General features: G+C 61.1%; 17 protein-coding genes and 1 pseudogene. 14 read left to right on the top strand and 4 right to left on the bottom strand.

All coding sequences use genetic code 11. The features are described 5' to 3' along the window. Window positions 1-9 precede the first annotated feature (9 nt). The 3 genes and pseudogenes from ACFY9W_RS05135 to ACFY9W_RS05125 form a co-directional block, all read left to right on the top strand. The gene (locus ACFY9W_RS05135; protein ID WP_105947256.1) at window positions 10-981 is read left to right on the top strand and encodes a thymidylate synthase; all 972 of its coding nucleotides are present in this window, start codon (window positions 10-12) and stop codon (window positions 979-981) included. Window positions 982-1,040: 59 nt separating this feature from the next. Further along, entirely contained in the window at window positions 1,041-4,100 is a 3,060-nt protein-coding gene (locus ACFY9W_RS05130) for a hypothetical protein (protein WP_391126635.1), read from the top strand. Between the two features lie 55 nt (window positions 4,101-4,155). Further along, window positions 4,156-4,467, top strand: a pseudogene (locus ACFY9W_RS05125) (thymidylate synthase); the annotation flags it as partial. A gap of 118 nt (window positions 4,468-4,585) precedes the next feature. On the opposite strand, the gene cadR reads toward ACFY9W_RS05125, so the two are convergent. Further along, window positions 4,586-5,029 (bottom strand): cadmium resistance transcriptional regulator CadR, encoded by a 444-nt coding sequence (cadR, locus tag ACFY9W_RS05120; RefSeq protein WP_016489679.1) that lies wholly within the window; start codon window positions 5,027-5,029, stop codon window positions 4,586-4,588. An 83-nt stretch (window positions 5,030-5,112) separates the two neighbouring features. Between cadR and ACFY9W_RS05115 the strand changes: the two genes are divergently transcribed. The 6 genes from ACFY9W_RS05115 to ACFY9W_RS05090 all read left to right on the top strand — a co-directional run bounded on the left by ACFY9W_RS05115 (window position 5,113) and on the right by ACFY9W_RS05090 (window position 12,918). Then, on the top strand, window positions 5,113-7,326 hold the full coding sequence (locus tag ACFY9W_RS05115; RefSeq protein ID WP_391126632.1) for a heavy metal translocating P-type ATPase: 2,214 nt from the start codon (window positions 5,113-5,115) through the stop codon (window positions 7,324-7,326). Window positions 7,327-7,335: 9 nt separating this feature from the next. Then, window positions 7,336-8,205 carry a LysR substrate-binding domain-containing protein gene (locus ACFY9W_RS05110; RefSeq protein WP_391126629.1) on the top strand — a complete coding sequence of 290 codons (870 nt, stop codon included), beginning with the start codon at window positions 7,336-7,338 and terminating at the stop codon, window positions 8,203-8,205. Window positions 8,206-8,423: 218 nt separating this feature from the next. Then, a complete protein-coding gene (locus ACFY9W_RS05105; RefSeq protein ID WP_391126626.1) occupies window positions 8,424-9,482 on the top strand; it encodes a putative 2-aminoethylphosphonate ABC transporter ATP-binding protein in 1,059 nt (352 codons plus the stop codon). Between the two features lies 1 nt (window position 9,483). Then, window positions 9,484-11,205 (top strand): putative 2-aminoethylphosphonate ABC transporter permease subunit, encoded by a 1,722-nt coding sequence (locus tag ACFY9W_RS05100; RefSeq protein WP_391126623.1) that lies wholly within the window; start codon window positions 9,484-9,486, stop codon window positions 11,203-11,205. Window positions 11,206-11,223: 18 nt separating this feature from the next. Further along, on the top strand, window positions 11,224-12,249 hold the full coding sequence (locus ACFY9W_RS05095; protein ID WP_391126620.1) for a putative 2-aminoethylphosphonate ABC transporter substrate-binding protein: 1,026 nt from the start codon (window positions 11,224-11,226) through the stop codon (window positions 12,247-12,249). A gap of 120 nt (window positions 12,250-12,369) precedes the next feature. After that, the gene (locus tag ACFY9W_RS05090) at window positions 12,370-12,918 is read left to right on the top strand and encodes a phosphonate degradation HD-domain oxygenase (RefSeq protein WP_391126617.1); all 549 of its coding nucleotides are present in this window, start codon (window positions 12,370-12,372) and stop codon (window positions 12,916-12,918) included. Between the two features lie 125 nt (window positions 12,919-13,043). On the opposite strand, the gene ACFY9W_RS05085 is transcribed toward ACFY9W_RS05090, so the two are convergent. Both ACFY9W_RS05085 and ACFY9W_RS05080 read right to left on the bottom strand, forming a co-directional pair. Continuing rightward, window positions 13,044-14,408, bottom strand: coding sequence for a DUF3482 domain-containing protein (locus ACFY9W_RS05085; protein ID WP_391126614.1), 1,365 nt, complete (start codon window positions 14,406-14,408; stop codon window positions 13,044-13,046). Next, window positions 14,401-15,792: a DUF2868 domain-containing protein gene (locus ACFY9W_RS05080; RefSeq protein WP_391126611.1), complete on the bottom strand. Its 1,392-nt coding sequence runs from the start codon at window positions 15,790-15,792 to the stop codon at window positions 14,401-14,403. Before ACFY9W_RS05080 ends, ACFY9W_RS05085 begins: the two co-directional genes overlap by 8 nt. A gap of 54 nt (window positions 15,793-15,846) precedes the next feature. On the opposite strand from ACFY9W_RS05080, the gene ACFY9W_RS05075 reads away from it, so the two are divergent. The 4 genes from ACFY9W_RS05075 (at window position 15,847) to ACFY9W_RS05060 (ending at window position 20,593) form a co-directional block, all read left to right on the top strand. Further along, a complete protein-coding gene (locus ACFY9W_RS05075) occupies window positions 15,847-16,362 on the top strand; it encodes a dihydrofolate reductase (protein ID WP_391126608.1) in 516 nt (171 codons plus the stop codon). Between the two features lie 203 nt (window positions 16,363-16,565). Then, window positions 16,566-17,099 (top strand): sigma-70 family RNA polymerase sigma factor, encoded by a 534-nt coding sequence (locus ACFY9W_RS05070; protein WP_391126605.1) that lies wholly within the window; start codon window positions 16,566-16,568, stop codon window positions 17,097-17,099. A gap of 23 nt (window positions 17,100-17,122) precedes the next feature. Continuing rightward, entirely contained in the window at window positions 17,123-18,073 is a 951-nt protein-coding gene (locus ACFY9W_RS05065; protein ID WP_391126602.1) for a FecR domain-containing protein, read from the top strand. A gap of 132 nt (window positions 18,074-18,205) precedes the next feature. Beyond that, window positions 18,206-20,593, top strand: a complete 2,388-nt coding sequence (locus ACFY9W_RS05060; RefSeq protein WP_391126599.1) for a TonB-dependent siderophore receptor — start codon at window positions 18,206-18,208, stop codon at window positions 20,591-20,593. A gap of 154 nt (window positions 20,594-20,747) precedes the next feature. Here the strand turns inward: ACFY9W_RS05060 and ACFY9W_RS05055 are convergent, their stop codons facing one another. Beyond that, window positions 20,748-22,139, bottom strand: coding sequence for a cation:dicarboxylate symporter family transporter (locus tag ACFY9W_RS05055; protein ID WP_391126596.1), 1,392 nt, complete (start codon window positions 22,137-22,139; stop codon window positions 20,748-20,750). A gap of 244 nt (window positions 22,140-22,383) precedes the next feature. On the opposite strand from ACFY9W_RS05055, the gene ACFY9W_RS05050 reads away from it, so the two are divergent. Then, window positions 22,384-23,439, top strand: a complete 1,056-nt coding sequence (locus ACFY9W_RS05050; RefSeq protein ID WP_391126594.1) for a haloacid dehalogenase-like hydrolase — start codon at window positions 22,384-22,386, stop codon at window positions 23,437-23,439. Window positions 23,440-23,612: the final 173 nt, after the last annotated feature.

The raw sequence follows: 23,612 nt of genomic DNA, 5'->3' as shown, positions 1-23,612 counted from the left end.
AGGTAAGCCATGAAACAGTATCTGGACCTGGTCCGCGACGTTATCGACAACGGCACGCTGCAGGAAAACCGCACCGGCATCCGCACCATCAGCCTGCCGGGCGCCATGCTGCGCTTCGACCTGCAGAAGGGCTTTCCGGCCATTACCACGCGCAAGCTGGCGTTCAAGTCGGCGATCGGCGAAATGGTCGGCTTCCTGCGTGGCGTGAAAAACGCCGGTGAATTCCGCGAACTGGGCTGCAAGGTCTGGGACCAGAACGCCAACGAGAACGCCCAGTGGCTGGCCAACCCGTTCCGCCAGGGCCATGACGACCTGGGCGAAATCTACGGCGTGCAATGGCGCCAGTGGCCGGGCTACAAGCGTATCCCGCTGAGCAACCCGGCTGCCATCGAAATGGCCGAGAAGGCCGGTTTCCGCCGTATCGCCCAGGACGAGGAAGACGGCGTCGCGTTCGTCATCCTGTACAAGGCCATCGACCAGGTGCGCCAGTGCCTGGACACCATCGCCAACGACCCGGGCAGCCGCCGCATCCTGTTCCACGGCTGGAACTGCGCGCAGCTGGACGAAATGGCCCTGCCGCCGTGCCACCTTCTGTACCAGTTCCACCCGAATGTAGAGACCAAGGAAATTTCCCTGACCCTTTACATCCGCTCCAACGACCTGGGCCTGGGTACGCCGTTCAACCTCACCGAAGGTGCGGCGCTGCTGTCGCTGTTCGGCCGCCTGACCGGCTACACCCCGCGCTGGTTCACCTACTTCATCGGCGATGCCCATGTGTATGAAAACCACCTGGACATGCTGAACGAGCAGCTCAAGCGCGAGCCGCTGGAGGCGCCGAAGCTGGTGATCAGTGACCGCGTGCCGGCGTTTGCCGAAACCGGCAAGTACGAGCCGGAGTGGCTGGAGAAGATCGAGCCGAGTGACTTCTGGCTGGAAGGGTATGAGCACCATGCGCCGATGACGGCGCCGATGGCGGTTTAACAGAACATTTAGCGTGCTTAATAAAAGTATGCACAAAATCGATGAAATGGAGAGTGTCGATGGCTGACCTTCTTATAAAGCATTTGAAGGAGAAAGGGGAAGAGCATTCGGCACTTTCACTTCTTGTAAGTCAGTGGGGATTTGATGAGAGATTAATTCCCAAGGCATTGCAGGGTGTTTCTAGTCTTTTTCCTCACTATAGTCGACATGATGAGTCGCATAGTCGACAGATACTAGTTAATATTGAAAGATTGCTTGGGGTTGAGGGGATAGCGCTTCTTTCAGCTACTGATACATGGCTAATATTAGAGGCAGCATATTGGCATGATATTGGTATGGTGGTGTCAAGGCGCGATATTGCCGAGACGATAGCAAGTGCTGATTTTTCGGAATATCTTGCAAGTATATGTGATGATAAAAATCATTATCTCCGAACATTTGCTTTAGCGTTTAGGTCTGAAGAGGCCGGTGGATGGCTAAAGAGTGAAGAATCGCCAGTTAGAGCGATGGAGAAGTTTCGGGAATTGCTTTCAGAATGGTTTAGAAGGAAGCATCCTGAACGAGCCAGGTTAATCGTAGATAGCCCTTTTGAAAGTATAGGATTGACCTCGCCTCGAACTGAGTTGATTCCCGCAAGACTATTTAAGTTGTTGGGGAGCATTTGCCATATGCACGGTGGCTCTTTTGAGGACGTGCTGGCGACCTTGCCTTACAAACAGACTGGGGTTGGGCAGGATGATTGTCATCCGCGTTTTGTAGCATGTTTGCTCAGGCTGGGTGATCTGCTTGATCTTGATGACAATAGATTTTGTCCAGTGATGCAGAAAATTTCTGGCGATGAGCGTCCAGCCCTAAGTAAAGCCCATGAAGAAAAGCACTCCGCAATCCGTCATCTACGGATAGATAGAGATAGAATTGAAATTAAAGCTGAGTGTGCATCGGTTGAAGGGTATATTGAAAGCTGTAAGTGGTTTGATTGGCTTCGAATGGAAATGCACTGCCAGATGGCTCATTGGCAAGATATTGTTCCTTCGCGTGAACTGGGTTTGCTACCAACGCTTGGTGAGTTGGAAGTCATTCTGGTTGGCGATTATAGAGTATTAAAGTCAGGGCAGACCCCGCAGTTTAATATTGACCCGCAAAAAGCTTTCAGCCTCCTCCAAGGTGCAAACATCTATGAGAGTCGTTTTGCGTATGTGCAAGAAATATTGCAGAATGCAGTTGATGCGACACTCATAAGGCTTTGGGTCACGCACCCGAAAGCCTCTGTGCATATTTTAGGTAATCCGAGATCCGCACAGTCTTTATTACAGCAGTATAAAGTGTACGTTGAGCTAATCGAAGGCGAAGCATCTGAGCATGATGGGTCCGTCTGGACATTAAAGGTAAGTGATCAAGGTACGGGGATTGGTATCTCTGACTTGGCATATATGCTTAGGGTTGGAGCCTCCCAAGAGAATAGGAAAAGGCAACGGATAGTGAATCAGATGCCTGAATGGCTTAAGCCGTCTGGAGCGTTTGGTATTGGATTACAAAGTATATTTATGGTGTGCGACTCCGTAATGATTCGTACCAAGGATATATTTTCCAATGAGGCACTAGAACTTGTTATGCATAGTCCGACTTCGTCGAAAGAAGGTATGGTTTTCATAAAGAAAATTGTCACCGACGTGTCGGAGCCGTGCGGTTCTACTATTGAGTTCGAGTTCTCACTACCTGAGTCTGAAGGGTCTCCTTTAGCTATAAGAAATGGTTCGATAAGTTCGTCAGTTGCATTGGGGTACGATCCTATATATGGAGATAGCTACTCATATGAGGCTGCCAAAATTGCGGACAAAATATCTGATTTTGCTGATGGTTCGTTAGTGGGAATTGAGGGTGTTGTTAGGACTAGGCGATATGGTAGTTTCCAAATAGAAAAATCCAAAAGAAGCTCTAAAGCTCCTGATTTTGACTACGTTGATATTTCCTGTGGAGAGCAGCAGGAGCTCATTGGGGTCTATTATAGGTTTGTTGATGAGGATAGAAATGGCCCTGCTGTAAGGGTGTACTACCGGGGGCAGCCATTTAAATTTGAAATGGCGAGTTTTCCGCTGCTGGATGTAAGAATCAACCTCATGTCAGGTCATGCAGGTGACTGGCTTGCTGCAAGTCGTTCGGAAGTCGCGGCTGCTGCTAAGCAAAAGTTAGTTATGACTATAGTTACAGCCCTTTATGAGAAGTTCAAAAAGGATTTGAAGCGTTCAGAGGGTTGGGAGGATGAGTATGAAAAGAAAGTATCCTTATTCCTGGCCGTGATGGCTTCTAAATTTAATGGCGTTTGGTCGGATCTTTCAGACGAAATTGGTGACAAATGGCTTGATGCTGAGCAAGGACATGGAAGCTTGCGTCATCTTTTTTCCAGTACTGACTCTTGGACAGTAGGTGTCGGAAGTCACCAGAATATGCTCAAGGATGTACCTGGGCACCTTCAGATAGGTAGGAAGTACGAATATTTGCTTCCCGTAATATTGGCGAAATGGCAAGAAAAAAATCGTCATAGCGTTACGGCGATTACATATGCAGAGCTTGTAGAGAGTGGCTCGGAAACTATTGTAAAGTATTTAAATGAGCTGGGTGCGGGCTCTAAATCATTTTTTTCTGGATTTATTAAGGAAGATCTCGAGAAGTCGATATTCTACCGCATGAATCGCCAGAAAAAAGACTTTTGTACAGAAGGCGCACTATTGGCGCGACTGCATGAATTGGCGTCTGGTGGCGTGTGTAATCAGCGGTATTATACTTTTTTAGATGCGAATTTAAAAAAATATAGAGATTTATCTATAAAAGAGAATTCGGACCTGAAAGGTATTGAGCCTATTTTTGCCGGCATTGTATCAACTTCCAATAAGATTGTACTCCCGTTCTTGTTTAGAAAAGGATTTGCAGGCGGTGGAAGACTGGTTGATGCTACGGGTTTGAATGACTTTTGTTTGTTTGTGCAGAGTAGATTGAAACGCGAGTTGCCAGTAAGTCGAATAAAAGATTTATATGAAGACTTGATAGCTTTTATTGATACGCTTATGGACCACTCATCCTATGGCAATGAATGGCTCGGCAAAAGAAAGGATTTTTACTGAAATTCGGCCGGCCTAAGTCGAATCCTATAAATTATATGGTTCCTTAAGCTCCGATGGCACGCCGTTCAACCTCACCGAAGGTGCGGCGCTGCTGTCGCTGTTCGGCCGCCTGACCGGCTACACCCCGCGCTGGTTCACCTACTTCATCGGCGATGCCCATGTGTATGAAAACCACCTGGACATGCTGAACGAGCAGCTCAAGCGCGAGCGGCTTGAGGCGCCGAAGCTGGTGATCAGTGATCGCGTGCCGGCGTTTGCCGAAACCGGGAAGTACGAGCCGGAGTGGCTGGAGAAGATCGAGCCGAGTGACTTCTGGCTGGAAGGGTATGAGCACCATGCGCCGATGACGGCGCTGATGGCGGTCTGATAGATCGTTATTGCCTGAACCGGCCTCTTCGCGGGCACGCCCGCTCCCACAGGTACTACACAGGCCCAGGCCTTGTGCGGTCCCTGTGGGAGCGGGCGTGCCCGCGAAGCTTTTAGGCTCAATGCCCGTGACTTCGCCCCACATGCGAATGCTCGGTATCCGGCACCGATACTGCCCCGTTCGTCTCCAGTTGCTGCAAGATCGCGCACTCCGAGCCTTGCGCATTGCAGCGCCGCCGCAGCTCGACCAGTTGCTCCTGCAACGCCACCAAGCCATCGATCCGTGCCTGCACATGCTCGATATGCTCGTCGATCAGCGCATTGACGCTGCCGCATGAGTCATCCGGGCTGTCGCGCAGGCGCAGCAGGCTGCGGATTTCGTCCAGGGTCATGTCCAGCGTGCGGCAGTTGCGAATGAACGTCAGCCGCTCTACGTGGGCCTGCGTATAGAGCCGGTAGTTGCCTTCGGTGCGCGCAGGCTCCGGCAGCAGGTTTTCCCGCTCGTAATAACGGATGGTTTCCACTGCGCAGTCAGTGGCTTTGGCCAGCTCTCCGATCTTCATCACGAAATCTCCCACCAATGGCTTGACCCTATAGTGGCTACAGGGTGTTCACTTGGCAACAGGCTCAACTTAAGGATGACCCCATGAACCAGCCTGTCAGCCACGAACACAAGCACGATCACCACGCCCACAGTTGCTGTGGCGCTGCCGCTGCGCCCGCCAAAGTGCAACTGAGCGAGCAGGCCAGTAGCCATTCCCGGTTCAGCCGTTTCCGCATCGAGGCCATGGACTGCCCCACCGAGCAGACCCTGATCCAGGACAAGCTGGGCAAGCTGGCCGGTATCGAGCAGCTGGAGTTTAACCTGATCAACCGTGTGCTGGGCGTACGTCATACCCTGGACGGTACCGCTGACATCGAGCGGGCCATCGACAGCCTGGGCATGAAGGCCGAGCCAATGGCTGCCGAGGACGATGGTAGTGCCAGCACGCCACAACCGGCCAAGACCCGCTGGTGGCCACTGGCATTGGCGGGTGTTGCCGCAATTGCCGCCGAAATCGTGCACTTTTCCGCACTCGCACCGGAATGGGTGGTGGCGGCCCTGGCGCTCGCCGCGATCCTTGGCTGCGGCTTGGGTACCTACAAAAAAGGCTGGATCGCCCTGAAAAACCGTAACCTCAACATAAACGCGCTGATGAGTATCGCCGTCACTGGCGCGGTATTGATCGGCCAGTGGCCGGAAGCGGCCATGGTGATGGTGCTGTTCACCGTCGCCGAGCTGATCGAAGCGCGCTCGCTGGACCGCGCGCGCAATGCCATCGGCGGGCTGATGCAGCTGACGCCAGACATGGCCACGGTGCAGCAGGCCGATGGCCAATGGCGCGAGATGGAGGTGCGGGAGGTGGCCATTGGCGCCTTGGTACGGGTGCGCCCCGGCGAACGTATCGGCCTGGACGGTGAAGTGACCAATGGGCAATCGAGCGTCGATCAGGCACCGATCACCGGCGAAAGCCTGCCTGTGGAGAAGGCAGTGGGCGACAAGCTGTTCGCCGGCACCATCAACCATGCAGGGGCACTGGAGTTTCGCGTCACCGCCGCCGCTGGCCAATCGACACTGGCGCGGATCATCAAGGCCGTGGAGGAGGCGCAAGGCGCGCGGGCGCCTACCCAGCGCTTCGTCGACCGTTTTTCGCGCATCTACACCCCAGTGGTATTCGCCATCGCCCTGGCCGTGGCGGTTATTCCGCCGCTGTTCATGGCCGGTGCGTGGTTCGACTGGATCTACCGCGCCCTGGTACTGCTGGTGGTCGCGTGCCCGTGCGCCCTGGTGATCTCTACCCCGGTGACCATTGTCAGCGGCCTGGCCGCTGCTGCGCGCAAAGGCATCCTGATCAAGGGTGGGGTGTACCTGGAAGGCGGTCGCCATCTGGACTTCCTGGCCCTGGACAAGACCGGCACGATCACCCACGGCAAGCCTGTGCAGACCGACGCCAAGGTGCTGGAGCCGCTGTTCGAAGGCCGTGCGCAAGCGCTGGCCGCCAGCCTGGGCGAGCGTTCGGACCACCCGGTGTCCCGCGCCATTGCCCAGTTCGGCAAGCAGCAAGGCCTGGCCTTGAGCGAGGTCGATGATTTCGCCGCCCTGGCCGGGCGCGGGGTGCGCGGCAGCATTGCCGGTGAGGTATACCACTTGGGCAACCACCGCCTGGTCGAAGAACTGGGGCTGTGCTCGCCCGCGCTGGAAGCCCGACTGGATGCGCTGGAGCGCCAGGGCAAGACGGTGGTCCTGCTGCTTGACCGTTCCGGCCCGCTGGCCCTGTTCGCCGTTGCCGACACGGTCAAGGACAGCAGCCGCCAGGCCATCGCCGAGTTGCATGAGCTGGGCATCAAGACTGTCATGCTGACCGGTGACAATCCACATACCGCGCAGGCCATCGCCGCCGTGGTGGGCATTGATCGTGCCGAGGGCAACCTGTTGCCTGCCGACAAGCTGAAAACCATCGAAGCGCTGTACGCGCAGGGGCATCGGGTGGGTATGGTCGGTGATGGTATCAACGACGCGCCGGCGCTGGCCCGCGCCGAGATCGGCTTTGCCATGGCGGCCGCCGGTACCGACACCGCCATCGAGACTGCCGATGTGGCGCTGATGGACGACGACTTGCGCAAAATCCCGGCCTTCGTCAGGCTGTCGCGCCAAAGTGCGGCGATCCTCATGCAGAACATCGTTCTGGCGTTGGGCATCAAGGCGATTTTCCTGGCGATCACCTTTGCCGGCATGGCGACCATGTGGATGGCGGTGTTCGCCGACATGGGTGTGAGCCTGCTGGTGGTGTTCAACGGCTTGCGCCTTTTGCGCAAATAGAGGACGTGCATGCTGAGTTCGGAGCTGAAAGCCTTCTACATGGTGGCCCGCCTGGGCAGCATCACCCTGGCGGCGAAGAAGCTCGGGCTTAGCCAGCCCACGGTGACCACGCAGATCCGCAACCTGGAAAGCCAGTACGCGGTAGAGCTGTTCTACCGCGGCGGGCGGCGCCTGGTGTTGAGCGAAGAGGGCGTGCGCCTGCTGCCGATGGTCAAGGCGCTGTTGCAGCAGGAGGCGGACATCGAGTTCGAACTGCGCAACAGCGGTCAGGCCCAGGGCAGCCTGCGCATTGCCGCCACGGCGCCTTACTACATTCTCGACCTGGTGAAGATCTACCGCGAACGCCTGCCGCAGGTGGAAGTGGCGGTGGAGATCGGCAACTCGCAGCAGGTGCTGGAAATGCTCGAGGACTATCGGGTGGATATCGCCGCTTCGTCGCAGTTGGTGGAAGACGCCCGGCTGGTGCGTCGGGTGCTGGGCACTGATCCATTGGTTGTGGCGGTGCACCGCAACCACCCGTTGGCCCACCGCCAGGCGGTGTCCATCGACGGGGTGGCCGGGCATTGCCTGCTGATGCGCGAAAAAGGCTCGACCACGCGCAAGCTGACCGAACAAATGATGCAGGAGGCCGGGGTGACGGCCGGGGCATTGCTGGAGATTGGCAGCCGCGAGTCGATCCGTGAGGCAGTGCTGCGCAACATTGGCATCAGTGTGATTGCCCGGCATGAGGTGCCGCACAATCCTGAGTTGCGGGTACTGGCGCTGGAGGATGCGCCCGTGATGCATGAGTACCTGTATTGCCTGAAGGAGCGGCGCCAGGCCCGGTTGCCGGCAGCATTCCTGGGAGTGGCGCAGGAAGTGGCGGGTTCGCACTTCTAGATTTGTGGTGGCTTCTTCGCGGGCTTGCCCGCTCCCACAGGTACTGCGCAGGTTCTGAATGTTGTGCGGGCCCTGTGGGAGCGGGCAAGCCCGCGAACAGGCCGGTGCAGGCCATTACAAAATCTGCCTATACCACTATCACCGGCTTTTGCCCAAACGCCACAGAACCTTCGCACAGTCTTCCTAGCATGGCCCCATCTCTTCGATGAGGCCCTGCCATGATCCACACCACCCCCGGCGCACAGATGAAAGTGCGCAATATCCACAAGCGCTTCGGTGCCTTCACGGCGCTCAACGATGTCTCGCTGGACATCGCCGCCGGCGAACTGGTGTGCCTGCTCGGCCCGTCCGGCTGCGGCAAGACCACGCTGCTGCGCTGCATCGCCGGGCTGGAGCGCCAGGACCGCGGCACGCTGTACATCGGCGAGCGCGATATCTCCGAACTGCCACCCCAGGCCCGTGACTACGGCATCCTGTTCCAGTCCTACGCGCTGTTCCCTAACCTCACCGTCGAGGCCAACATTGCCTACGGCCTGACTGGCAGCGGCCGCGAGCAGACCCGCCAACGGGTCGCCGAAATGCTCGCACTGGTGGGCCTGGCCGGCAGCGAGAAGAAGTACCCGGGCCAGCTCTCCGGTGGCCAGCAGCAGCGCGTGGCCCTGGCCCGTGCGCTGGCGCCGGCGCCGTCCCTGCTGCTGCTCGACGAGCCCATGTCGGCGCTGGACGCCCGGGTGCGCGAGCACCTGTGCACCGAACTGCGCCAATTGCAACGCCAGCTGGGCATTACCACCTTGATGGTCACCCACAACCAGGACGAGGCCATGCTGATGGCCGACCGCATTGCCGTGATGAACAACGGCCAGGTCGAGCAGTACGCCACCCCACAGGAAATCTACGACCAGCCAGCCACACCGTTCGTCGCCGAGTTCGTCGGCCAGGGCAACTGGCTGCCATTCCAGCGCAGCAGTGAAAGCCACGCCCAGGTTGGTGGCATGAACATGCGCCTGTCACCCGGCTCGGCCCAGGCCAGCAGCGGCCGGCTGTTCTGCCGCCCGGAGGCGATTACGGTCAACCCGGTGGTGCATGAAGAAAACCTGTTCCCGGCCAAGGTCCGCGAAATCACCTTCCTGGGTAACCGCTGCCGCATGAGCTTCGAGCTCAAGGCCTTGCCTGGCCACGCCCTGCTGGCCGAACTGGCCCCCGAGGCCATGCCGCGCCTGGGCTCGCAGGACATCTGGGTGGCGCTGCCGCCCCAGAGCCTGCAGGTGTTTGCCTGAGATGGCCGCGCCAATGTCCCTGCCGCTGAGGCAGGCCCGAGCGCCGCGTGCTGGCGTCGCACTGGGTGATCGGCTGTTCGTCGTCGGTGGCAAGAGCCTGCTGCTGATCCTTCTGGTGCTGGCCGTGCTGATGCCGCTGCTGGCGATCTTCTGGCGTGGTTTCAGTGGTGAGGCGGGCCAGGGTGGTGGCCTGCTGGCTGCCCGCGAACTGTTCGCCAGCGACAACTTCCACTGGTTGTTGGGCAACAGCCTGTCGGTGGCCTTCACCGTAGCGGCCATCGTGGTGCCGCTGGCGTATCTGTTCGCCTATGCCCTGCAACGTACGCTGATCCCGGCCAAGGGCCTGTGGCGGGGGATTTCGCTGCTGCCGCTGCTGGCGCCGTCGATGTTGCCGGCCATTGCGCTGGTCTACCTGTTTGGTAACCAGGGGCTGCTGCGCGGGTTGCTCAGCGACAACATCTACGGTTTCTGGGGCATCGTGCTGGGCGAGGCCATCTACACCTTCCCGCATGCGCTGATGATCCTGCTGTCGGCGCTGTCGCTGGCGGATGCGCGCCTGTTCGACGCGGCCTCCAGCATGGGCGCCGGCCCATGCCGGGCGTTTACCAGCATCACCTGGCCGGCCACCCGCCAGGCGGTGTTCGCGGCGTTTTGCCTGGTGTTCACCCTGACCATCACCGACTTCGGTGTACCGGTCGTGGTCGGCGGTGATTATCAGGTGCTGGCGCTGGAGGCCTACAAGGCTGTGGTCGGGCAGCAACAGTTCGGTCGTGGCGCGTTGATCGGCATGGTGCTGCTGCTGCCAGCCCTGTTCAGCTTCACGGTCGATGCCTGGCTGCGGCGGCGCCAGGGCGAGGCCATGAGCGGCCGTGCCCAGGTGTTCGAACCCAAGCCGTCGCGGGGCCGTGATGCCTGCTTCCTGGCCATTGTGCTGCTGGTGTGCGCGGCGCTGCTGCTGGTGATAGGCATGGCGGTGTACTCGTCGCTGGTCACCTTCTGGCCGTACAACCTGTCGTTGTCGCTGCGTCATTACATGTTCGAAGACACCGCAGGTGGCGGCTGGCTGGCCTATCGCAACAGCGTGACCATGGCCATCGGCACCGCGCTGATCGGCAGCATCGTGATCTTCACCGGTGCTTACCTGATGGAGAAAACCCAGGGCCAGCGCCTGCTCAACCAGATGCTGCGCCTGCTCAGCTTCATCCCCATGGCCGTGCCAGGCCTGGTGCTGGGGCTGGGCTACGTCTTCTTCTTCAACCTGAACGGCAACCCGCTGCATGTGCTGTATGGCGGCATGGGGCTGTTGGTGGTGTGCACCATCGCCCATTACCTGACCACCGCGCAGATGACTGCAACCACTGCGCTGCGCCAGCTAGACGGCGAGTTCGAGGCCGCTGCGCTGTCGCTGAAGGCGCCGCTGTACATGCATTTCCTGCGGGTGACCGTGCCGATCTGCCTGCCAGCGCTGCTGGACATCATCCGCTACCTGTTCGTCTCGGCCATGACCACCGTGTCGGCGGCGATCTTCCTGTACAGCCCCGACACCATCCTGGCGGCCGTTGCCGTGCTGAACATGGACGATGCCGGCAACGTTGGCGGTGCTGCTGCCATGTCCACCCTGATTCTGCTGACCAGTGCCGGCGCTTCACTGTTGCTGGCCGCAGCCTCACGCGGCCTGCTGCGCCGCTCCCAAGCCTGGCGCCAACGCGCCGCGACCGTCTGACCTGTAAGGAACCTACCCATGTACAAGCACCTTGCACTTGCCGCTGCCACTTGCGCCGTGTTCAGCCTGCAGGCCTCGGCCGCCGGCACCCAGCTGACGGTCTATACCGCCCTGGAAGCCGAACAGCTGAAGAGCTACAAGCAGGGCTTCGAAAAGGCCAACCCGGATATCGAGATCAAATGGGTGCGTGATTCCACCGGCATCATCACCGCCAAGCTGCTGGCCGAAAAAGACCGCCCGCAAGCCGACGCCGTGTGGGGCCTGGCGGCGTCCAGCCTGGCCGTTCTCGACCAGAACGGCATGTTGGAAGCATACGCGCCAAAGGACCTGGGCAAGATCTCCAGCAACTACCGCGATGCCGCCAACCCCCCGGCCTGGGTGGGCATGGATGTGTGGGCCGCGACCATCTGCTTCAATACCGTCGAGGCCGAGAAGCAGGGCCTGAGCAAGCCGGTGAGTTGGCAAGACCTGACCAAGCCCGAGTACAAGGGCAAGATCGTCATGCCCAACCCGGCCTCTTCGGGCACTGGCTTCCTTGACGTGAGTGCCTGGTTGCAGACCTTTGGCGAGCCGCAGGGCTGGGCTTACATGGATGCACTGCACCAGAACATCGGCCAGTACGTTCACTCCGGCTCCAAGCCGTGCAAGCTGGCGGCGGCGGGTGAGTTCCCGATCGGGATCTCGTTCGAGTACCCGGCCGTGCAGCTCAAGCGCCAGGGCGCGCCGCTGGATATCGTGCTGCCGAAGGAAGGCTTGGGCTGGGAGATCGAGGCGACAGCGGTGATCAAGGGCTCGCCCAAGGCGGATGCGGCCAGGCGGCTGGCTGATTTCTCGGCAAGCCCGGCGGCCATGGAGCTGTACAAGGAGAACTTCGCCGTGCTGGCTGCGCCGGGCATTGCCAAGCCGCAGACCGAATTGCCAGCGGACTACGAACAGCGCCTGATCAAGAACGACTTTGCCTGGGCTTCGAAGAACCGTGACGAGATTCTGGCTGAATGGCGCAAGCGCTATGACGGCAAGTCGGAGAAGGTGGCCCAGCAGTAACCTGTACCGGCCTCTTCGCGGGCACGCCCGCTCCCACAGGTACTGCGCAGGCCCTGAGGGGGTGGGAGCGGGCGAGCCCGCGAAGAAGCCATCACTGAATCAAGCCAGGAGAAGACTTGAATGCCCACCCCTGCCGAGATTATCGACAGCACCTTCGCCCTGTACGCACAGCATGGCAGCGACGACTACATCGGCGAAGCCATCACCCAGCTCGAACACATGTCCCAGGCCGCGCAACTGGCCATGGCCGAAGGCTTCGACGATGAAGTGGTGCTGGCGGCGTTCTTCCACGACATCGGCCACCTGTGTGGCGGTGATGCCAGCATGGGTGGGTATGGCGTGGTCAGCCATGAGCGCATCGGGGCCGAATACCTGCGCCGTTGCGGTTTTGGCGAACGCATGGCGCGGCTGGTGCAGTATCACGTGGAGGCCAAGCGCTACCTGACGTTGCGCCGGCCGGGGTATTACCAGCAATTGAGCGAGGCGAGCCGGCGGACGTTGGAATATCAGGGGGGCGTGATGAGTGAGGCGCAGGCGGATGCGTTCGAGCGGGATCCGCTGTTCGAGGTGAGTTTGCGGATGCGGGAGTGGGATGAGTTGGCCAAGGAGGTTGGGGTGCCGGTGGTGGATCTGGATGGGTTGAGGCGAAAGGCTTTGGCTTTGCTCTGAAATTTTGCTTTGCAGTACTGGCCCTATCGCCGGCAAGCCAGCTCCCACAGGTACTGCACAGGTTTCTAAGGCAGTGGAGATCCTGTGGGAGCGGGCGTGCCCGCGAATAGGCCAGACCTGCCCACTCAAAATTGTGAAACCAGCGCCTCCAGCTGTTCCTGCCGCTCAGCCTGATTCAGCTTCGCCCCAGGATTGAGCGTGGACCACTGCGGATGCGCCCGCGCCTTCACCAGGGCCTCTGGCAACTTGCCCTCGCGCCAGGCCTTCTCATCCAGCTCACCCAACCTGATGCGGTCCTGCGCCGCATGCCCGCGGCTATCCAGCGCCACCATCAATTGCTGCTGACGCAAAGCCAGCAATCGCAGCACCGTGTCGTCCACGGTCAGCTCGCGTTTGCCTTTGAGCTTGCCCATCAATCGCGACCCATAGTTGCGTGCCGTCTGTAGCGCGCCACCGGCAATTGCCCCGGCCAGCGCCGCCGCACCCAGGGTGAGCCCGCCAACCAGCAGGTCGACCCCGGCACCTGCCGCAGCCCCGGCCGCCACGCCGCTGCCCAGGCGTACGCCCAACAGCTTCAACGTCTCGGGGTTGAACAGGTCATCGCCCCAGCGGCCATCGAGCAACGGCAGGTCGCTGGCATGGGCATCTTCGCGGCGGAAGGCATACAGCTTGAGCAGTGCCTCGACGCAGCGCTGTTCACGCTGGCGCACGTCCTGGCGCAAGGCCTCGATGGCCTTGGCTTCGGCAGCCGGCACAGCCTCCACGCTACGCCGGCACGCGGCGCAGTCCAGCAGCAGCTCGGCAATCAACCGCTTGCCGCTGTGCTGGCGAGCCAGACGCTGCGCCTGCTGGTCGTCAATCAGCCGTTGCAAGGCCGGGCGGGCGTCCTCCAGCAACAGGGCCAGGCTCTCGTACAAACGGCGTTCGCCATCCTCTGGGGGGGCCACGCTGTCGAACCGCACCAACGCGTGAAGCCCAAGCCGGGCGAGGGCTTCACGCCATTGCGGCTCACGGTGCTGGTGGCTGGCCACAAAGTTCAGCACCGGTAGCAGCGGCTTGCCGCAGCTGGCCAGCACTTCCAGTTCGTCACGGTATTTAGCCAGCACCGGCTCACGTGCGTCGATCACGTACAGGCCGGCGTCGCTGGCCAGCAACTGGCGCAGCACCTTGGCCTCCTGCTCGAAACGCTGGCGTGCCTCGCTGCCCTGCAGAAACCGCTCCAGGCGGGCCGGGCCGTCCAGGCGTTCGCCCGGGCGCTCCAGGCGTTCGAGGTAGTCGAGTAGGGCAATGGCATCCTCAAGGCCCGGCGTGTCGTACAGCTCCAGCAAGGGTTCGCCGTCTACCGACAGGCGCGCCCCCTCGACATGGCGGGTGGTGCTGGGGCGGTGGGACACCTCGCCAAAGCCGACGTCACGGGTGAGGGTGCGCAGCAGCGAGGTCTTGCCGACGTTGGTGTGGCCAACCACGGCCAGTTTCAGCGGCTCAGTCATGGCCATGCTCCAGCCAGGTCAAAGGCGAGGTATCGGCGTGCGCCAGGCCAAGGCGGTCGAGGGCTTCGTGCCAATCGCCCAGGCGTTGTGCATCGAGGGCCTGACCCGGCGCGGCCTGCAATAGCCAGATTCGGGTCGCGCCAGCATTGCGCGCCAGTTCGGCCAGCAGTGCCAGGCTGCCGCGGTCTGGCGAGCGCCGTGGGTCGCAGGCGACGGCCAGGCGTGCCGGCGGAAAGCGGCTGAGTTGTTCGAGCAGGCGGTTGCGCGACTCGCGGCTGTCGAGCACGCCGGCATCGATCACGCTTTTCGGCAGGGTGGGCGGCCAGGGGCGCTGGTCGTCCAGTTCCAGGCCGACCAGCAAGGCACCGCTGCTGCCGCTTTCCAGCTGCCCGGCGGCAAACTGCGGCAAGGCTTCGGGGGCGGCGTCCTGCACGCCGATGCGTTCGCTGCGAGGCATCAGCGCATCACGCAGGTGCGCGTAGCCGGGCAGGCTCAGGTCCAGCGACAGGCGCTCGCGGCCCTGGCGCCAGCGCCACAGGCATAACCCGGCCAGCAGCAGGCGCGGCAGCAGGCCGTACACCAGCACCACGCCGAGCAGCCAGCTGGCCCAGGCCTGGCGGGCCAGTTCCAGGGCCGGCAAGGTGTCGCCGCTGGCGCGGATCATGGCCTCGTCGGGTACGGCAAAGCCCAGCAGCGAGGGCAGGGCGCCCAGTGCCTGGGTCAGGTGGATGAACGGGTCGGCGGCAAGCAGGGTGGTTTCCCAGACAAAGCCGTAGCGGCGGGTGGCCAACAAGGCCAGCAGCATCCCCAGCGCGGTGAGCATAGCCACCAGCCACAAGGCATGTACCAGCAGGCCGAGCAGCCAGCGGTTGAGGCGCTGGCGTTGCAGCAGCACCAGCAGTGCTGGCGCCAGGTGTGCGGCCTTGGCGTCACGGGCAAAGCGTTCGCTCAGCCACAGCCACAGGCGCCCCAGCCCTGCGCCATGCTCGCCACTCAGGGCAAAACCGATGGCCCAGCCCAGCAGCATCAGCAGGTTCAGCCCGAGCAGGCTGCCCAGTGCCCAGAACACATTCACCGGGCGCTGCCCGTCGCCCAGGGCGGCCAGCGCCAGGCCGGCGCCGCTGAGTACCGCCATCAGCAGCAAGGCCAGTAGCGCCAGGCGTGCGCCTTGCTTCCAGTGGCGCAGGGCGGTGGTCATGCCGTCGCGTTCAGCCAGGCACAGCGCACGGGTTTCGATGCGGGCCGCCAGGTCGCCGCCTTGTTGGCGGGCGCGGCGGTTGGCCTCCTGGTCTTCCAATGGGCCGGCATGTTCTTCACGCAGGCGTACCGCTTCGGTGAGCCAGCGTTTGTCCAGTGGAGTCGGTTCGGTCACAAGCTCTTCCATTGCACAGGTCAGGGCAGAAGCATAACCCACACGCCCGGTGCTATCCTCGCTGGCATGAATACATCACTCCCCCTCAGCCTGATCGCGGCTCACGCCGAGAACCGCGTGATCGGCATCGACAACTCCATGCCCTGGCATCTGCCGGGGGATTTCAAGTACTTCAAGGCCACCACCCTGGGCAAGCCGATCATCATGGGGCGCAAGACCTGGGATTCGCTGGGCAGGCCGCTGCCTGGGCGGCTGAACATCGTGGTCAGCCGCCAGGCTGGGCTGCAACTGGAGGGCGCCGAGGTATTCGGCTCGCTGGAAGAGGCGCTGGTGCGTGCCGAGCAGTGGGCGCGGGAGAAAGGCGTCGATGAGCTGATGCTGATTGGCGGGGCGCAGCTGTATGGGCAGGCGCTGGAGAAGGGACTGGTCAGCCGCATGTACCTGACGCGCGTGGAGTTGGCGCCGGAGGGGGATGCGTGGTTTCCTGAGTTTGACCGGGGGCAGTGGACGCTGGCTTCGAGTGAGGCGCAGGTTGAGGAAGGCAAGCCTGGGTATCACTTTGAGGTTTGGGACAGGGTTTGAGAATTTAGGGCTGCCTTGCAGCCCTATCGCGACGCAAGGCTGCTCCCACATCGATTGCATTGATCTCGAGCCATGTGCAATACCTGTGGGAGCCTGGCTTGCCAGCGATGAGGCCTGAACAGGCAACATGCAGTATCAATTGCGAATACATCTCATCTTCTGCTAGCGTGCGCACCTCTTGAGACTTGCAGCCGAGGCGTGCCGTGTCTTCATGGAACAAGCAGATCGCCCGGCTGTTCACCGAGCAGAAGAAAGCGCTGGAAGCCTTCGTCGCACGGCGTACCGGCAATCCTCAGGTAGCCGCTGACCTGACCCAGGAGTCGTTCCTGCGCCTGGCGCGGCTGCCTGCCGACAAGCAGATCGATAACCTGCCGGCCTTTCTCTTCACCATTGCCAGTAACCTGGTGCGCGATCACCAGCGGCAAATGATTCGTCGCGAGCGCCTGGATGCTGGCGAGCCGAGCGAAGAGCTGGCCAGCGACGACCCCGGCGCCGAAGAACAACTGTTCGACCAGCAGCAGCACGCCTTGATGCAGGCCGCGATCGAATCGTTGCCCGAGGCGACCCGGCATATCTTCCTGCTTTACCATGTCGACGGCTGCAGCTACCGGGAAATCGGCGAGCGCATGAACGTTACCCCGCGCAGCGTCGAATACCAGCTGCGCCGGGCACTGCTGGACTGCCGCGCCTTCATCAAGCGGCAACTGGCCGGCCAGGTGAGGGCGCCGCGGCCATGAACCCTGGAATTTCAGATACCCCCATGAGCGAAACGCCCGACAGCGAGCAGATGTTCGCCGAAGCCACAGCCTGGTATTACCGCTTGCAGGCCGACGATGTCACGCCTGAGGAGCAAGCGGCATTCGCTGCCTGGAAGGTGGCCGGGGCTGTGCAAATGCAGGCCTGGGATGAAGTGATCCTGTTGCTGGGCGCTTTACAGGCACCCGCGGCACAGCTGCGTGAACAGCAGCGCCAACAGTGGCGCAAGCCTGCCCGGCGTAACTGGCGCAAGGTTGCGCAGGGCATAGCGGCGGCCCTGTTGCTGGGCTCGCTGGTTGGCCAGACGCCGTATGTCGACCGCTGGCGCGCCGACTATGCAACCGCCACCGGTGAGTCGCGCAGTGTGCGCCTAGACGATGGCACACAGGTGCAACTGAACACCGACACGGCGCTACAGGTAACCCTGGCGCAGGGCGAGCGGCGGGTGCGGCTGTTGCGCGGCGAGGCCTGGTTCGATGTGGCGCGCGACCCCGCCCGGCCGTTCGTGGTGAATGCCGGTGAGGGTTGGGTGCGGGTGGTCGGTACCCACTTCAGCGTGGCCAGTGACGCTGGCCAGACCCGCGTCAAGGTCGGGCAGGGCAGGGTCGAAGTCAACGCCGGCAGTGGCCCGGGCGTGTTCCTTGGGCCGGGGCAGGCCGTGGAGTATGCGGCGGGCTCGCTGGCCGCCTTGCACCCGTTCGACCAGGCCAGTGCTTTTGCCTGGCGGCAGCGGCAGCTGGTGTTCAGCCAGCAACCGCTGGCCGAGGTGGTTGCCGAGTTGAACCGCTATTGGCCGGGCCAGACCGTGCTGCTGGGCGAGGGCCTGCGCCAGCGCAAGGTGTCTGGCGTGTTCGAGATCGACAAGCCCGATGCCGTGCTCAAGGCGCTGACGCATACCTTAGGGTTGCGCGCCGAGCAGTACACGCCTTGGTTGCGCATCCTGCGTGAAGGTTGAGCGAAGATTTTCAAAAATTTTTCGGGGATTCCAGCCGAGCCGACGTCCTTGATTGGGTAGGCGCAAATAATAAGCACTCTCAGACAGTGCCGCGCCGTCGATCATCAGGACGAATTCGGGGAGCCTCACCACATGAACATCATCGCCACGCGCACTGCGCTCGGGCTGGCCGTTGCACTTGCCTGCGGCACATTGGCCGTGCCGCTGCACGCCAGTGCCGCGACCCAGGCCCAGGCCTACCGTTTCGAGATCCCGGCACAGCCGCTGGATTCGGCGCTGGCGGCCTTCAGTGCTGTGACGCGGCTTCAGGTGCTGGTGCCGGGCGAGTTCACCCAAGGGCTGCGTTCACCGGGCGTGAGTGGCAGTTATCCACAGGCCCAGGCGCTGGCACGCCTGCTGGACGGCACCGGCCTCAGTGCCACGTATATCGACGCCGACAGCGTAACCCTGGAACGGCGTGGCAGTGACGACGATGCCTCGCTGCAACTGGGCGCGATCAAGATCGACAGCCGCCAGTTGGGTACCACCACCGAAGGTACGCATTCCTACACCACCAGCGCGCTGAGCATCGGCAAGGGCGAGCAGAAGCTCAAGGACATCCCCCAGTCGGTCTCGGTGGTCACCCGCCAGCGGCTGGACGACCAGAACATGAACAGCCTGCAGGACGCCATGCGCCAGGTGACCGGGGCAACGATCAAGTCCTATAACACCGGTTCCAACCTGAACGACGTGTACATACGCGGCTTCCTGGTCGACCAGGTGCAGGTAGACGGGGTTTCCCAGCGCACCGGGCAGGGCGACATGGCCACCAGCTTCGACCTGGCCATGTTCGACCGGGTCGAGGTGCTGCGCGGCCCTTCCGGCTTGTACCAGGGCGCGGGTGAACCGGGCGGTACCATCAACCTTGTGCGCAAGCGGGCGCTGGGGCAGTTCGGTTTGTCTGGCGAGCTGTCGGCCGGCAGCTGGGACCGCTATCACTCCACGGTCGACATTACCGGGCCGCTGAACGACCAAGGCACCCTGCGTGGGCGTTTTGTCACGGCCTACGAGAACAACCAGTCGTTTGTCGACCATGCGCAGAACGAGCGGCCGATGGTTTACGGTCGCCTGGAATACGACATTACCCCGGCTACCACGCTGTCTTTGGGTGGCACCTACCAACGCAACAATTCCACGCCAGCTTTCGGCCTGCCAGCTTATGCCGACGGTAAGCTGCTGGACGTCAGCCGTTCGACCTTCGTTGATGCCAAATGGAACGAGTTGGACGAGCGCCTGTGGGAAAGCTTCTTCGAGGTTGACCATACACTGGACAACGGTGGCCAGTTCAAGACTTCGCTGACCTACCGCGATGCGGAAACGCCGACCCGCAACTTTACCTGGACCGACGATGCTGTTGATCCGGAAACCGGCGACAGTTGGGCGTTAGCCTATTCCTACTACACGCATATCAAATCATTGGGCCTGGACAGCTTTGTCACCCTGCCGGTGGAGGCATTCGGGCGTAGCCATGAGTTTACGGTGGGTGCCGAATACCAGCATCTCGACAAGGACTTTACCTACGGTGGCGGGGATTACTTCCCAATCAACGTTTTCGACCCGGGCAGTATCGATATTCCCAAACAGGACTACGACATGCCCAATGGCAACTGGTCGAAGTCCAACCAGTATGGGGCCTATACCCGGGCCAAGATCAGTGCCACCGACTGGCTGGACGTGATCGCCGGCGGCCGCCTGACATGGTTTGACAGCGAGGCGCGCAACGCCAACCCGTTCTTCAACCAGTTCAACAGCTCCGAGACCAACATCAACCACAAGTTCATCCCCTACGGTGCGCTGGTGGCCAAGCTGACGCCGGAACTGTCGGCCTACGCCAGCTACACCAGTATCTTCAAGCCGCAGACCGAGGTGGACAAGGATGGCGTGCCGATCGACCCGCGCAAGGGCAAGCAGTATGAACTGGGCCTGAAGCGTGAGTTCTTCGATGGTCGCCTGAACGGCAGCGTGGCGGTGTTCCGCATCTATGACGAAAACCGTGCGCAGCTGGTGGGCCAGACGACGTACAACGAGGCACAGGGCAAGGTGCGTAGCCAGGGCTGGGAAACCGAGCTTTCCGGCAACCTGACCGATAACTGGAGCATCAGTACCGGTTACGCCTTCACCATGCTCAAGTCGATGAGCAACGAGGACTACCAGGGCATCACCATTACGCCCAAGCACAACTTCAACCTGTGGACACGCTACGAGTTCAACGATGGGCCGTTGCAGGGCGTAAGCGTAGGGGGCGGGGTGCGGGTGGTCAGCGAGACCTACTACATGCGCAACGGCGTGGACTTTGTGCAGGGTGGCTATGGCGTGGCGACCGCGCAGGTGGGGTACCGCTTCAACAAGCACCTGACCACGACGCTGACGGCCAATAACCTGTTCGATCGCAAGTATTACGAGCGGGTGGACAGTGCGTGGGGGTCGAACTTCTATGGCGAACCGCGGAACCTGACGTTGAGCTTGCGGGCCAGTTACTGACTTGAGAATGCCGGGGCTGCGTTGCAGCCCATCGCCGGCAAGCCAGCTCCCACAGGTATTGCACAAGGCTCAAGTCCAGCTCCCACAGCTATTGCACAAGGCTTAAGGCCAGTGGAGAACCTGTGGGAGCTGGCTTGCCGGCGATAGGGCCCTGTCAGGTATGGCTCAATTCGGCATGTTCATCGCCGGCCAGCACATCCTTGTCGGTCTCTTTCAACAACTGGCTGGTCACCACGCCCGCCGTCATCGAACCGTTCACGTTCAGCGCCGTACGGCCCATGTCGATCAGCGGTTCCACCGAAATCAGTAACGCCACCAGTTCCACCGGCAAGCCCATGGCCGGCAGCACGATCAGCGCGGCGAAGGTGGCACCGCCGCCGACCCCGGCAACCCCTGCCGAACTCAGGGTGACGATGGCCACCAGCGTGGCGATCCACAGCGGGTCGAAGGTATCGATGCCCACCGCTGGCGCGACCATCACCGCCAGCATGGCAGGGTAGAGCCCGGCACAGCCGTTCTGGCCGATGGTGGTGCCGAATGATGCGCTGAAGCTGGCAATCGACTGCGGTACGCCCAGGCGGCGGGTTTGCGCTTCGATGTTCAGCGGGATGCTGGCCGCGCTGGAGCGGCTGGTGAAGGCAAAGGTCAGCACCGGCCATACCTTGCGGAAGAAGCGCAGCGGGTTCACGCCGGTGGCGGCCAGGATGACGGCATGCACCACGAACATCAGTGCCAGGCCCAGGTACGACACCACCACGAAGCTGCCCAGCTTGAGGATGTCTTCCATGTTCGAGCTGGCGACCACCTTGGTCATCAGGGCCAGCACGCCATATGGGGTCAGCTTCATCACCACCCGCACAAGGCGCATCACCCAGGCTTGCAGGGTGTCGATTGCCGACAGCGCGCGCTCGCCTTTCTCGGCATCGTCCTTGATCAGTTGCAACGCGGCCAGGCCGACGAACACGGCGAAGATCACCACGCTGATGATCGAGGTCGGCTTGGCGCGTGCCAGGTCGCCTACCGGGTTGCTGGGGATAAACGACAGCAGCAACTGCGGGATGTTGAGGTCGGCGACCTTGCCCGCGTAGTCGCTGTGGATAACCTGCATGCGCGCGCTTTCCTGGGCGCCGGCCACCAGGCCTTCGGCGCTGAGGCCGAACAGGTTGGTCAGCACGATGCCGATCAGCGCGGCAATGGCGGTGGTCAGCAGCAGGGTGCCGATGCTCAGCACGCTGATGCGGCCCAGCGACGAGGCATTGTGCAGGCGCGCCACGGCACTGAGGATCGAGGCGAAGATCAGTGGCATTACGATCATTTGCAACAGGCCGACGTAGCCGTTGCCGACCAGGTCGAGCCAGCTGATGGTGGCCTTGAGCACCGGGTGGCCAGCGCCATAGACGGTGTGCAGGACCAGGCCGAAGACCACGCCCAGCACCAGGCCCAGCAGTACCTTCTTGGCCAGGCTCCAGTCGGTGCGGCGGGTTTGTGCCAGGCCCAGCAACAGGGCCAGGAACGCCAGCAGGTTAAGTGACAGCGGCAGGTTCATTGAAGCTCCAGCAGAAAAAAGCAGAAGTGGCATCGCCTCTGTGAGCGATTGCGAACGGAAATGCTAACAGGCTGAAAACAAACGAATTTATACCCAAATGGAATTTGCATAGTCGTTTATGGAATAACGGCGTGTCGCAGATTGCAATGAACACGGCGTTTACTGCTGCATGGAGGTCGCTATCGACGGCCGCCGGCAGGGATTGTTGCACTAGCGTTTCCGGGTCATTTCAGGAGATTCGTACATGAGAGTCGCTGTGAAAGCCGCCGCCATCGGCCTGTCCCTGCTGTTCAGTATCGAAACCTTCGCCACCGAGCTCAAGCACTGGCCTGCCGAAGCGGCCAAACAGCTCGACAGCATGATCGCTGCCAATGCCAACAAGGGTAACTACGCGGTGTTCGACATGGACAACACCAGTTACCGCTACGACCTTGAAGAGGCCTTGCTGCCGTTCATGGAAAACAAAGGGCTGCTGAGCCGGGAAAAGCTCGACCCGTCGTTGAAGCTGATGCCGTTCAAGGACACCGCCGAGCACAAGGAAAGCCTGTTCAGCTACTACTACCGGTTGTGTGAAGTCGACGACATGGTCTGCTACCCGTGGGTAGCCCAGGTGTTCTCGGGCTTTACCCTGAAGGAGCTGAAGGTGCAGGTGGATGAGCTGATGGCTTCCACCAAGCCGATCCCCAGCACGTATTATGAAGGGGATCAGGTAAAGGCCATCGAGGTGCAGCCGCCCAAGGTCTTCAAGGGCCAGGCCGAGCTGTACAACAAGCTGATGGAGAACGGCATCGAGGTGTACGTGATATCCGCCGCCTCCGAAGACCTAGTCCGCATGGTCGCCTCGGACCCCAAGTACGGCTACAACGTGAAGCCGCAGAATGTGATTGGCGTGAGCCTGCTGCTCAAGGATCGCGCCAATGGCCGGTTGACCACCGCGCGCAAGCAGATCAGTGCCGGGCACTATGACGCCAAGGCCAACGAAGGGCTGGAGCTGACGCCGTACCTGTGGACCCCGGCCACCTGGATGGCGGGTAAGCAAGCGGCGATCCTGACCTATATCGATGAGTGGAAGAAGCCGGTGCTGGTGGGTGGCGACACGCCGACCAGTGATGGCTACATGCAGTTTCATGGGGTGGATGTGGGCAAGGGTGGCATCCACCTGTGGATAAACCGCAAGGCCAAGTACATGGACCAGCTGAACGGGATGATTGCCAGAAATGCGGCCGCGCAGGCCAGGGAAGGGTTGCCGGTGACGGCGGACAAGAACTGGGTGATCGTGACGCCGGAGCAGATTCAGTAAGCCTTGTGTAGATTGTGCCGGCCTCTTCGCGGGCTCGCCCGCTCCCACAGGAATTGCACATGTTTCGGATGCTGTGCAGTCCCTGTGGGAGCGGGCGAGCCCGCGAAGAGGCCGGTACAGGCATAAAAAAACCGGCGCTCAGAGCGCCGGTTCTTCATTCACGCTTTCAGAGC

Origin of the sequence: Pseudomonas sp. NPDC008258 (assembly GCF_042956345.1) — a bacterium.
Taxonomy (GTDB): domain Bacteria; phylum Pseudomonadota; class Gammaproteobacteria; order Pseudomonadales; family Pseudomonadaceae; genus Aquipseudomonas.
The sequence above is the reverse complement of the archived record's forward strand: the minus strand, read 5'-3'. Positions and strand labels throughout refer to the sequence as shown.